We start from the raw sequence: 12278 nt of genomic DNA, 5'->3' as shown, positions 1-12278 counted from the left end.
CATTTACTTAATGCTTTAGGCAGTATTACACGCTAGGAGAAACTGCTCCAGGCGAAACCGCTCCAGACGAACTCGATTCAGGCGGACTCGCTCTATGCGAACACCAGCTCTGCTTTTAGTTTCTGTTCCATCCGCACCACGGCAACGGCGCGGCCCTCGTGAGTTGCTACAGCGCGGGCGCCGGGTTGGATCGCTAGGTCGAGCCCGTGCGTGTTCCCATGCGAAAGCTGTTGCGCCGCGGAATCCGAAACCTCCACCTGGGGAAACAGCGCGGTACACGCTGCTGTTAGCCCCGAGGTTTCTACCCTGCCCGCTGCCTCCACTTCTGACACCAGCTCCGCTATCGTCCGCGGCTTACTCCACGCGCCCACGCGAGTTCGGCGCAGCCGCGTCAAGTGACCACCGCAGCCAAGCACCTGACCCACGTCCCGGGCCAGCGCCCGCACATACGTGCCAGAAGAACACTCGACGTGAGCATCAAACTGTTCAACTGTTACGGTCCGCGCATCCACCGGTAGCTCGAGGGTTTCTACCTCGCTGGTGCGCGCAAACTCATGCACGGTCACCGGCCGCGCCTTCAGTTGCACTGCCTCACCCGAACGCACGCGCGCGTAGGCGCGTTGCCCACCGACTTTAATCGCAGAAACAGCGGCTGGCACCTGCTCGATCTGCCCGGTAAACCTCTCGATTGCACAATCGATCTGATCAGGTGTTGCCGCGCACCCGGGGGTCTGTAAAGCGCTGCCCTCCGAATCATCAGTTTCTGTACTGACCCCGAGGGTTATTTGCGCTTCGTAGGCCTTGTCGTGCTCGCTCACGTAGCGCAGGAGGCGGGTGGCACGTCCCACTGCGATCACGAGCACGCCCGTGGCCATTGGATCCAGGGTTCCACCGTGCCCCACCTTGCGGGTTGCGCACAGCCGTCGCATGGCCGCAACCACGTCGTGGCTCGTAACCCCTTTGGGTTTGTCCACGATCACGAAGCCATCCGCCGCACTTTGACCCGCCCGCGGCACGTCCAGACGCTGTCTCACCGCGGGCCTACGAGTTTTCGGCGGGGTCGTCGCGATATGGGTCGGCGTCACCCGCGTATTTAGCTCCGCGTGCCTGCTCTGCCAACCGCTCGTCTTCTGCCCGGGCGGCCGCCAGCACTTCTTCCATGCGCGCCGCGCTTTGCGCAAGCCCGTCCGCGGCGAACTCCAGCGTTGGGGTCAATCGGATCCCCAGCGCCTTCCCGACCGCTGAACGCAGCATCCCTTTCGCGGACTCCAGCGCCGCCGCCGTGTCCCGCGCCTCTTTTTCACTGCCATACACCGTGTAGAACACGGTGGCGTGCTGCAGGTCACCGGTTACGCGCACGTCCGTGATCGTAATGAAGCCTAAGCGAGGGTCCTTAACCCGCCGCTCCAGCATGTGCGCCACAGTCTGCTTGATCCGGTCGGCAACTTTACGTTGTCTATTCAGATCGGCCACGATTACTCCTCATGTACTTGTTCAATAACTCGCGCGAACGATTGTCCGCGCGTGAATCACAGGAGAGCCACCGGCCCTGACGCTCCCCGCGCGGGCCGGTGGCTCCGGTTCTAAACACTGTTAGTCACGCGGTTTTTCGCGCATCTCCCAGGTTTCAATGATGTCGCCTTCCGCGATATCTTTCCACCCCAGCGTCATCCCGCATTCGTAGCCCTCCCGGACTTCCGTAACATCATCCTTCTCTCTGCGCAAAGACTTGATCTCCAACTCTTCTTGCAAGACGATGCCGTCGCGGATAAGACGGGCGTTGCTTCCGCGTTTGATAACGCCCTTCTTGACGATACAGCCGGCAATGTTGCCGAACTTACCGGACTTGAAGACCTGGCGGATTTCCGCACTGCCCAGCGGCACTTCCTCGTAAATCGGCTTCAGCATGCCCTTCAGGGCCGCTTCAACCTCTTCAATCGCCTGGTAGATGACGGAGTAGTACTTGATCTCCACCCCTTCTTCTTCGGCGAACCGGGATACCTGGTCGTTTGGCCGCACGTTGAACCCGATGATGACCGCGTTGTCCACGGTCGCGAGGTTCACGTCGTTTTGCGTAATCGCACCTACGCCACGGTGGATAATGCGCAATCCAACTTCTTCGCCCACGTCGATCTTAAGCAGCGAGTCTTCCATGGCCTCCACAGCACCCGACACGTCACCTTTAATGATGAGGTTGAGCATGTCGACTTTGCCTTCCTTGAGGACTTGGTCGAACTCTTCGAGGGAAATGCGTTTGCGGCGGCGAGCCAACTGGGCTTGCCGTTCAACCGATTCGCGTCGCTCCGCGATTTGTCGGGCGGTCCGATCGTCCGATGCCACGAGGAAGGAGTCGCCCGCGCGTGGCACGGACGTCAGGCCCAGTACCTGGACGGGTGAGGCCGGCCCGACTTCTTCCACGTCGTGACCGAACTCGTCGAACATCGCGCGCACGCGGCCGTGTGCCGCCCCCACCACGAGGGCGTCCCCAATGCGGAGCGTCCCACGCTGTACCAGCATGGTTGCGACAGCGCCGCGACCGCGGTCCAGGTTCGCTTCAATCGCGACCCCGCGCGCATCCGTGTCCGGGTTCGCTTCCAGATCCAGCGCTGCATCCGCCGTTAGCAACACGGCCTCAAGAAGATCCTTAACCCCAGTTCCCTGCTTGGCGGAAATGTCAACGAACATGACGTCCCCACCGTACTCTTCGGAAACCAAACCATATTCGGTTAGTTGGGCGCGGATCTTCCCGGGGTTGGCCTCGGGTTTATCAATCTTGTTTACCGCCACCACAATCGGGACGTTCGCGGACTGCGCGTGGTTGATGGCTTCCACGGTCTGCGGCATCACGCCATCGTCCGCAGCCACCACGAGGATCGCAATGTCGGTAACTTCCGCACCGCGGGCACGCATCGCAGTGAACGCCTCGTGACCGGGCGTGTCAATGAACGTGATAATGCGGTCTTCATCATCCAGGTCCACGTGCACCTGGTAGGCACCGATGTGCTGCGTAATCCCACCGTGTTCGGAGTCCACGACGTCCGTGCGGCGGATTGCGTCCAACAGTTTCGTCTTCCCGTGGTCAACGTGACCCATGACGGTAACCACCGGTGGGCGGGGCTGGAGGTTCTCTTCGTCCTCTTCTTCCTCCGCCTCCAGGTCAATGTCGAACGATTCGAGCAGTTCGCGGTCCTCATCCTCGGGGGACACGACCTCGATCTTGTACCCGATTTCGTCGCCGAGCAGCTTGAACGTGTCCTCATCCAACGACTGCGTAGCCGTCGCCATCTCCCCCATGTGCAGCAAGACGGTGACGAGCGAGGCGGGGTTCACATCGATGCGGTCCGCGAAATCAGCGAGCGACGCACCCTGGCGGATGCGGATGGTCTTCCCGTTTCCACGCGGAATCTGCACCCCACCGATTACGGGTGCTGACTGCTGCTCGAGCTCCTGGCGCTTTGCCCGCTTGGACTTACGGTTGCGTTTACCTCCGCCGCGACCGAATGCGCCCTGCGTGGCACCGCGTCCACCGCGACCACCGCGGGGTGGACGACCGCCACCGGGATGCGGATTGAAACCGCCCCGGCCGGGTCCGCCGTGGTTTTGCCCACCGCGTCCACGGCCACCGCGACCACCGGACCGCCCCTTGTTTGACGACAGGTCCGCGGAGTCCAGGGCTGCGCGCCCCGGCATCATTGAGGGGTTGGGGCGCGGCCGCCGGTTTTGACCGCCACCGGAACGTGACCGTCCTGATCCCCGTCCCCGACCCGCACGTTCTTGGTTGCCACCGCGACCGGGACCGGATGACCCACCGGGGCGAGGCATACCCTGCGAGGACGCGAACGGGTTGTTCCCCGGACGCGGCCCGGGCTTCGGTGCGGGTCGCCCGCTCGTTCCGCCTGGGCGAGGCATACCCTGTGAAGACGCGAACGGGTTGTTCCCCGGACGCGGCCCAGGTCGGGGCGCGGACCGTTGCGGTTTCGCATCCGCCGACTTGTCTTTTGCCTTACCTTTACCCGTTACCTTGCGCAGCACTTGCGCCGGATTTGGAATCGCAGATTTAGTCTTCTTAGGCTTCGCCTCAGGTTTCTCGGTTTCCTCCGGTTTTGCCGCCGAGGTTTTCGCCGCCTTAGTGGGCGCAGCCGGTTTGCTCGAACCAGATTTTTCCGCTTTCTGCTTAGCCGCTGTTTCTGACGACTGTTTAGGCGCCGACTTGCCTTTGTTAGGCGCCGGTTTTGAAGGTTTAGACTTGGATTTCTTCGAGTCCGCTTTCTTCTTCGCGGAAGACTTTCCACCCAATTCTTCACGCATACGCCGAACCACTGGAGGTTCGATCGTTGAGGACGCAGCTTTTACGAACTCGCCGCTTTCCTTCAGGTGCGCTAGTAATTCTTTACTCGTGATTCCGAGCTCTTTCGCGAGCTCGTGGACACGTAATTTCGCCACAATTCTCCTGTTCAGATCCGCCCCTGAACAGGACGGATGTCTTATTCTTGCTGGCAGCTCATCGCTGGGTACTCATCGGGTGCCCATCAGCTTCCAACCCGCTTCCGTTTACTCATCCGCAGTGCACACCTTGTGCACTGGATTATTGCTAAATGTTTGCAACTGTTGATGTCACAGTCGAAAAGCGCGGTTAAACGCGCGCGTGCGCTCTGCCCGTTGCTGACATTTCGGATCGTCACACATCCAAGCTCCACGTCCCGGCCGTTTCCGGGCTGAGTCTAAAACAACTGTTTGGGCGGATGCATCCCACACGTATCGCACCATGTCACTCGCCGGTTTGCGTCTGCGGCACCCCACACAGGTGCGGACAGGCACATTTCGGTCCGTATAGACAGGTGACATCAACCCCATCTTAACGTTAGTTTTCGTCGATTTCGCCCTCAGGTTGTGAGCCACTGGTCACGTCCGGGCGGGAAACGTCGGACGTGAGCACGCCGTGGCCAGACGCCGTATCGGAGTGAATATCGATGTGGTATCCGCACAAGCGGGCGGCAAGGCGCGAGTTCTGCCCCTCCCGCCCAATCGCTAGGGACAGTTGGAAATCCGGCACTACCACGGACGCGCGCTTCGCTTCTTCATCCACGATTTCCACTGAGGACACGCGGGCGGGTGAAAGCGCGTTCGCGACGTAGCGCGCCGGATCTGTGGAGTAGTCCACAATGTCAATCTTTTCGCCCCGCAGCTCGTTCATTACCGCACGCACCCGCTGCCCCATCGGGCCGATGCACGCACCTTTCGCGTTCACACCCTCGCGGGTAGCAGCCACCGCGATCTTGGACCGGTGCCCGGCCTCCCGCGCAATCGACTTGATTTTCACCAGCCCATCCGCAATTTCAGGCACCTCGCGTTCAAACAGCCCTTCCACCAGGCCCGGGTGCGTGCGAGACACAGTAATGCGCACGCCACGTTCACCTCGAGACACATCAACCACGTACACGCGCACCATTTCGCCGTGCTCAAAATGTTCCCCGGGCACGCGTTCCGCATCCGGTAAAATCGCCTCGTACTCCCCCACTTTCAGTACCGTCAGGTGGGGGCCTCGTTCCACGTCAACTGTTCCGACCACAACTTTCCCCTGCGAGTTGTGGAACTCACCCAGCACTTTCGAGTCATCAGCCTCGCGCAACCGCTGCGCAATAATCGAACGTGCAGTGGCAGTTGCGATCCGCCCGAACTCGCGGGGCGTGTCATCAAACTCCCCGATCGGATTGTCGTCCTCATCGTATTCGGTCGCCATAACCAGTACTTTTCCGGTCTTTTGGTTAATGTCGATCCGGGCCTGGCGGATAGCTCCGGGCATCTTGTGGTAAACCTTCAGCAACGCTTCTTCCACGGCCTGCACCAGGGTGTCACCATCAACCTCTAGGGACGCCCCCACCTCGCGCAGTGCCCTCATATCTATTTCCACGTGCCCTCACTCTCCTTGCGATCCGAACTCAACGCGTGAACGTGCCTTAGCGATATTATCAAGTTCAACGACGGTGTTAACATCGCTGCCCTCAGCTTGCTCTTTGCGCCGCAGTTTCAATGGCGTCAAAACGATTCGGGTTTCGTCCGCGGCAATTAGCCGACCGCGAAGCCTTTGCTTGTCAACGGTAGTTATCTCCACCGGCTGGCCGACAACGCGTTCGAAGTGCCGCGCGGTCGTGAGTTTGCGCTCCGCCCCCGGGGACGTGACTTCGAGCGTGTAGCGTCCCGCAATTGGATCCGCGTCATCTAGGACCTTGGAAATATCGCGCGCCACCGCATCTACCGCTTGCGAATCAATAGAGTCAGTTCCACTGGGAAGATCCACTGTGATGCGTAATAGCGGAGGGTTCGCGTGAGTGAGCACGACCTTTTCCAAAAACAGATCATGATTTGACACACAAGGCGCCACCAGTTGCGTGATTTTCCGTTCCGCGTTGCCGTTACTCAACTATGCTCCTATTTGTAGTGGAATTTGATTCTACCGGTTCCGATTGTCTCACGAGTATCAGCCAGGATTTAAACGTGTCATTTAAGCTGCGATCACATCACGCGTTTCAACTTTGTACCGTTATTGCTTCGGCAGCGATCGTGACCAGTGGTTGTAGTGGGATTTATCTTGAGGGATCAGACCCCACGTTACCGGACCTCACGGACGCACAACAGGTGCAGGTGGCGGCCGCTAAACACGAGCAAGCGTTCGCCGGTGGGGTGGCGAGTTTGAAACTAGGTGCCGACCAGCTCGACCGCTCACGCGCCCGGCTGCGTCTGCTCGGAGGTGAGTGGAAGCCGTGGAACGGCCCTACGCCTAGCGGCGCTCCGGCGGCGCCCGCGGCGGATCCGGTTGCGAAAACCGCAGCGGACTTGGCCCGCTACGGCATCGATACCGCGCTTGCAGACTTAAACACGGCGCGCATTTCTGTTCCCGAACGTGAACGGACCACTTACGCGTGGGTGAGCGTTGCCCGGCTCGCGGACACTCTCCAAATTGCTCAAAAAGCCGGTGTGGAACAAGCCCGGATAGAAACCTGGTTGGCGGGCCCAGCTCCGGGCCATGACGCGGCGCCCGCGTTAGATAATGAGGAGAAACTGGCGTTGGCACGTGCGGTGCGCGACTGGGATTGCCTCGCGCAACGCATTCCACTTCAGATGGATAACTCCAAAGCTGAGCACAAAGACGGACCGCAGTTCGCCCACGCCACCGCGCTGCGCGAGCAGTTGCTCGACACCGTCACGCGCACACTCACGGGCACTGGGGTGGCGGACCGCCGCCTGCCCTCATGCGACATCAAGAACGCGGCCGCCAAAGAAACTGCGGACACAAAGGAAAGCGCGGCTTCCAAAAAAGACGTGGCCGCGAAAGGAACCGCGCAACTGTACCGGCAGTTACTGCAAGTGAACTTGCAGTTATTTGCATCCGCTCCGAACGCGACCCTGCCGGGCGAAAAGGAGCCGCTCGCAGTTGAGCAGCTCCTTAACACCACACTTCTCGCGGTCCGCAGCGGCCACGCGGACTCCATCTTGACGCCTTTGCAGCAGTAACCGGCGGACCCCGCCAAGGCCAGGGCTTAGTTCCCCGCCTCTTCGAACTGGGAGTTGTACAACCGCCAGTACGCACCGCGGCGCTCCAGCAGCTCATCGTGAGTGCCCTGTTCGACAATGCTGCCGTGCTCCATAACCACGATCACGTCTGCATCGCGAATAGTCGACAGCCGGTGCGCGATCACGAACGCGGTGCGGCCGTGGCGCAGCGCCACCATTGCTTTTTGCAACAGCAATTCGGTGCGCGTATCCACCGACGATGTGGCCTCATCCAAAATCAGAATCGCCGGGTCAGAAATAAAGGCGCGCGCAATGGTGATTAGCTGCCGTTCACCAGCAGAAACGTTGTCTGCGTTACCTTCCAACACCGTGTCGTAACCATCCGGGAGGGACGCCACAAACCGGTCCACGTAACTGGCTTTCGCGGCCGCCAACACTTCCTCGTCCGACGCGTCGGAGCGCCCGTAACGATTATTCTCCGCGATCGTGCCCTGGAACAGCCACGGGTCTTGCAGCACCATGCCGACGCGAGAACGCAGGTCCTGACGCGTCAGCTCCCGCGTGTCTTGCCCATCTAGCAAAATGGTGCCCGACTGGATCTCGTAAAACCGCATTATCAGGTTCACCAGCGTGGTCTTGCCCGCTCCGGTCGGCCCCACGATCGCCACCGTCTGCCCCGGTTTCGCATCCAAGTTCATGTCTTCAATGAGGGGCTCATCGGGGTTGTAAGAGAAGTTCACGTGGCGGAACTCAATGTGTCCTGGCCCCGGTTGCAGCTGCGCGGGGTGTTCACTGGCTGGCGTTTCTTCTTCGGCCTCCAAAATCTCAAACACGCGTTCGGCTGACGCCGCGGCAGACTGCATCACGGTCACGGCTTGAGACAGCTGACCAATCGGCTGGTTGAACTGCTGGGAGTACTGGATGAACGCCTGCACGGAACCGAGCCGCATCTGGCCCATAGCCACCTGCAGGCCCCCTAGTACCGCTATCCCCACGTAGGCGAGTAGGCCGGCGAACGTCATTAGCGGCATCATCATGCCCCCGAGGAACCGGGCGCGCAGTGAAGCGGAGTACAGCTCGTCGTTTTCTTGCGCGAAATCTTGTGCCTGACTGTACTTTCGGCCGAAGGCGTGCACCAGGGCGTGGGCCGAGAAGCTCTCTTCTACTCGCGCATTCAACCGCCCCGTGGCGGCCCACTGGCGGCCGTATGCCTTTTGGGACAGCGGCCCAATCACGAGCACAATGAGCGCCATCATCGGCAGTATCGTCATGGCCACCAACGCGAGCTTCCACGACGTGACGAACATCATGATAATCAGCCCCGTCCCCCAAAATATAGAGGTGATTACCGACGACAGGGTTTGTTGCAGCGCGTTCGTGATGTTATCCACGTCATTCGTGACGCGCGAAATGAGGTCCCCGCGTTTCATCTGATCAAAATACGACAGCGGCAGCGCGTGGATCTTCTCTTCCACCTGGCGGCGCAGGTCGTACAGTGCTTTCACAACCACACGGTTGATGTTCCAACCCACGTAGAAATCCAGCAGGTTGCTCGCCAAGTAAATCAGCAGCACGATTATCGACAGCATCGCCAAGCGGTTAAAATCAATGCCCTGACCAGGCACGATGTGCATGGCGGACACCATGTTCGCGATATCCTCGTGGCCCGAATCGCGCAGCATCTGCACCGCCTGCGCTTTTGTCCCTCCCGCTGGGATGTGCTTAGAGAACACGCCCTCAAAAAGCGTATTCGTCACTTCTCCAAGTACGCGCGGGGCAATAACGGTCATCGCAGACCACAGAGCACTGGCCCCAAAAATTACTGCGAACTGCCATTTCCAAGGCGCCAACAAGGCCAGGAGTTTACGCATGGAAGCCCAGAAATGCTGAGCCTTCCGGTCTGGGCGGCGCCCGTGAGCAGACTCGTCCAATTCCTCTTCAACATCTTCAGGGGCCTGGTTTGCCCGAGATGGTGTTTTCGTCTTACTCATGCTTCTACCCCTATCTGGGAGTCAACGATCTCGCGGTAAGCTTTGCAGTGCTCAAGCAGGTGTTCGTGGGTTCCGCGCCCAACCACCCGGCCGGCCTCGAGCACAATAATCTGGTCGGCTTGGGTAATGGTGGATACGCGTTGGGCAATCACGATTTTCGTTGCCTGCGGCAATGCGGTCCAGATTTTTTCGCGCACCCGCGCATCCGTGGTGAGGTCCAGGGCAGAGAACGAGTCGTCAAAGATGAACACGTCAGGTTCGTGCACGATCGCGCGGGCAATACACAGGCGTTGACGCTGCCCACCCGAAACGTTGCTGCCCCCTTGCCCAATTGGACTGTCGAGGCCCTTGGGCATGTCTCGCACGAACTCGGCGGCTTCCGCCAGCTCGAGGGCCCGCCAAATCTGTTCTTCCGACGCGTCCGGGTTTCCAAACAGCATGTTTGACCGCACGGTTCCGGCGAATAAATACGGGTTTTGAGGCACGTACCCCAAGGTTTTTGATAGTTGCGATTCCGCGAGTTTACGTACGTCTACACCCCCGACCCGCACGGTACCACCGGTGGCGTCGTAGAGGCGGGGAATCAGGTTCGCGACCGTGGTTTTGCCAGCGCCGGTAGAGCCGATGAATGCGAGGGTTTGCCCGCGGGTGACTTCGAAGTCAAGGCCGTCCAACACTGGCTCGTCCGCACCTGGATACGCGAACGTTACATTTTCGAACGCCACCTGGCCGGGCACGATAACATCTATTCCCCCATTTTCGGGTGGCTCCAATGACGTGTCCGTATCTAGTACCTCACAGATTCGTTCTGCTGACACGGCTGCCCGCGGAATCATGGCGGACATGAACGACAGGTTCAAGATCCCCGTCAAAATCAACATCATGTAAGTCATGTACGCAACCAGCGTCCCGATCTGCGTGGTGCCCGCTTCGATTTGGTGGCCACCGAACCAGTAGATCGCTACGACCGTGGCGTTTAGTACAAACATGATGAGTGGGAAGATGATTATGAACAGTTGCCCAACGCGCCGGGATACGTCGGTCATGTCTTCGTTCGCCTTCGCGAACCGGGTGCGTTCCGTGTCTTCACGCACGAACGCGCGCAGCACCCGAATGCCCGTCAGCTGTTCGCGCAGCACCAAGTTCACGGCGTCGATCCGGTCTTGGTATGAACGGAACAGAGGCACCATTTTCGAAATGATAACCAGCGTGATCGCGAGTAGGAGGGGAATGGAAATCCCCATCAGCCAGCCCAACCCCACGTTTTCACGCAGCGCCATCACAATTCCACCAATGGACATGATTGGCGCGGACACCAGTGCGATCGAGCCGAAACCGAAGAACAACTGCATCTGGTTCACGTCGTTAGTGGAACGGGTAATTAGCGAACCGGGTGAGAACTGGGCGATCTCTTTTTGCGAGAAGGAACTGACCCTCTCGAACACGCGGGTGCGCAAATCCTGCCCGGTGCGCATCCCTAAGTACGACCCGCAGTAAACCGCGCCGATCGCGAGCACCGCTTGTCCAAGTGCGAGCGTCAGCATCACCGCGCCCGTAGACCAGATGTAGCCCAGGTCTCCTTTAGCTACTCCCTCATCAATAATGCGCGCGTTCAAAGTAGGCAAATATAGCTGCGCAAGTGCCTGCCCCAACTGGAGCACCACCACCCCCAGGGCGGCTAACCAAAATTTGCTAACGGCGCGTTTCGCGACCCTTAAAAGCATAGTTTTCCCAACGATTCTTAGAAATAATGAAAAGCACTAATGAAATTGACTTGACATACTCTAAACCTACGGGTTCGTTTGGCACGAACGCGCAGCTAAGAGCGAAATTCGACGTAGACCAGTTCACACTGGTGGGAGAGCTCGTATTTTGGAAAACGCCCAAGCCGATGAGGGCTTGAGCGTTGAAAGCTCCCGCGACTGGATTCGAACCAGTAACCGTCCGATTAACAGTCGGATGCTCTGCCGTTGAGCTACGCGGGAAAGCGTTGCGGTAGAAACTTTACCAAGATTGCTTGACCGACACAAAATCCACGCGTGAGGTCATCATCACTATTTATTTACGGGGTAGCCCCACCGAGTCCCGCAGGCTCGTTTCCAGGGCTTCCACTTCGGTTTCCCCCGTGGGGGTGAGTGGCCCGTCGGCTACTGCAACGCTGAATAGTTCCCCATCTGGCCCGCGCCGCACTTGCACGGTTGCGGCGGTACCGTTGTCCAGTTCGCGCGTTGCGATCGTCACCAGTGAGTAACTCACGTACTCCTCCATCGACCGCATAAACACGGTCGGGTCCGCACTCGCCCCGGTGGCCGTCAGCGGGGGGCGGCTCGGATCCACCCACGTGATCGTCAGTTGCCGCGTCTTCCCTTCCCAGCGCGCGTGCTGCACCTCATGCCAGTATCCCAGCAGGTTCAGTTCATTTTTATGCATGAGGGCCGGCCCCGCGTGGGCGAGCAAAATTGTGGCGCCAGATTCTAAGGGCAGTTGCGGGCGCGTGGCATCGGTTTGCACCCACGGCGGGTTTACAAGAAGTTTAGGATCTACTCGACTCATGGTTTTACGCTAGATGATTTCCGCCAAGACCTCCAGAGGCTGGGCGCATTACCTTTACGGGAAGGGCAGGAAGTGGATTTGATTTGATTCACCAGCCGTTTTTTTGGCATGCTTAGAGCGCGCCCTGGTAGCTCAGTCGGTTAGAGCAGCGGACTCATAATCCGTTTGTCGCGGGTTCGAGCCCCGCCCGGGGCACTTCTTGTACCTTCCCCACGCGGATTC

General features: G+C 59.4%; 11 protein-coding genes and 2 tRNA genes. 3 read left to right on the top strand and 10 right to left on the bottom strand.

Features of this window, described 5'->3' with window-relative positions:
• Positions 1–92: 92 nt before the first annotated feature.
• From truB to rimP, 6 genes are all read right to left on the bottom strand, one after another.
• The gene (gene truB / locus CJ187_RS02395; RefSeq protein WP_199171050.1) at positions 93–1034 is read right to left on the bottom strand and encodes a tRNA pseudouridine(55) synthase TruB; all 942 of its coding nucleotides are present in this window, start codon (positions 1032–1034) and stop codon (positions 93–95) included.
• Between the two features lie 7 nt (positions 1035–1041).
• Positions 1042–1473: a 30S ribosome-binding factor RbfA gene (gene rbfA / locus CJ187_RS02390; protein WP_102215918.1), complete on the bottom strand. Its 432-nt coding sequence runs from the start codon at positions 1471–1473 to the stop codon at positions 1042–1044.
• Positions 1474–1593: 120 nt separating this feature from the next.
• The gene (gene infB, locus CJ187_RS02385) at positions 1594–4443 is read right to left on the bottom strand and encodes a translation initiation factor IF-2 (RefSeq protein ID WP_102215919.1); all 2850 of its coding nucleotides are present in this window, start codon (positions 4441–4443) and stop codon (positions 1594–1596) included.
• 171 nt (positions 4444–4614) lie between these two features.
• Positions 4615–4845 (bottom strand): YlxR family protein, encoded by a 231-nt coding sequence (locus tag CJ187_RS09395; RefSeq protein WP_102216547.1) that lies wholly within the window; start codon positions 4843–4845, stop codon positions 4615–4617.
• Between the two features lie 16 nt (positions 4846–4861).
• Positions 4862–5911: a transcription termination factor NusA gene (nusA, locus tag CJ187_RS02380; RefSeq protein WP_102215920.1), complete on the bottom strand. Its 1050-nt coding sequence runs from the start codon at positions 5909–5911 to the stop codon at positions 4862–4864.
• A gap of 6 nt (positions 5912–5917) precedes the next feature.
• Positions 5918–6421 (bottom strand): ribosome maturation factor RimP, encoded by a 504-nt coding sequence (rimP, locus tag CJ187_RS02375; protein ID WP_102215921.1) that lies wholly within the window; start codon positions 6419–6421, stop codon positions 5918–5920.
• A 140-nt stretch (positions 6422–6561) separates the two neighbouring features.
• Here rimP and CJ187_RS02370 point away from each other — a divergent pair, with 140 nt between their 5' ends.
• Positions 6562–7512 carry a hypothetical protein gene (locus tag CJ187_RS02370; protein ID WP_146003049.1) on the top strand — a complete coding sequence of 317 codons (951 nt, stop codon included), beginning with the start codon at positions 6562–6564 and terminating at the stop codon, positions 7510–7512.
• 26 nt (positions 7513–7538) lie between these two features.
• On the opposite strand, the gene CJ187_RS02365 is transcribed toward CJ187_RS02370, so the two are convergent.
• Both CJ187_RS02365 and CJ187_RS02360 read right to left on the bottom strand, forming a co-directional pair.
• Positions 7539–9503, bottom strand: a complete 1965-nt coding sequence (locus CJ187_RS02365) for an ABC transporter ATP-binding protein (RefSeq protein ID WP_102215923.1) — start codon at positions 9501–9503, stop codon at positions 7539–7541.
• Positions 9500–11227, bottom strand: coding sequence for an ABC transporter ATP-binding protein (locus CJ187_RS02360; protein ID WP_102215924.1), 1728 nt, complete (start codon positions 11225–11227; stop codon positions 9500–9502). The genes CJ187_RS02365 and CJ187_RS02360 overlap by 4 nt, the downstream gene beginning before the upstream one ends.
• A 26-nt stretch (positions 11228–11253) precedes the next feature.
• Here CJ187_RS02360 and CJ187_RS02355 point away from each other — a divergent pair, with 26 nt between their 5' ends.
• The gene (locus CJ187_RS02355; protein WP_158237702.1) at positions 11254–11406 is read left to right on the top strand and encodes a hypothetical protein; all 153 of its coding nucleotides are present in this window, start codon (positions 11254–11256) and stop codon (positions 11404–11406) included.
• Between the two features lie 10 nt (positions 11407–11416).
• Here the strand turns inward: CJ187_RS02355 and CJ187_RS02350 are convergent.
• Positions 11417–11488, bottom strand: a tRNA-Asn gene (locus CJ187_RS02350).
• A gap of 73 nt (positions 11489–11561) precedes the next feature.
• The gene (locus CJ187_RS02345; RefSeq protein WP_146003050.1) at positions 11562–12056 is read right to left on the bottom strand and encodes a hypothetical protein; all 495 of its coding nucleotides are present in this window, start codon (positions 12054–12056) and stop codon (positions 11562–11564) included.
• A 121-nt stretch (positions 12057–12177) separates the two neighbouring features.
• On the opposite strand from CJ187_RS02345, the gene CJ187_RS02340 reads away from it, so the two are divergent.
• A tRNA-Ile gene (locus CJ187_RS02340) sits at positions 12178–12251 on the top strand.
• Positions 12252–12278: the final 27 nt, after the last annotated feature.

The sequence above is a fragment of the Gleimia hominis genome (genome assembly GCF_002871945.2).
Taxonomy (GTDB): domain Bacteria; phylum Actinomycetota; class Actinomycetes; order Actinomycetales; family Actinomycetaceae; genus Gleimia; species Gleimia hominis_A.
This window is presented reverse-complemented; position numbering and strand designations above follow the sequence as displayed.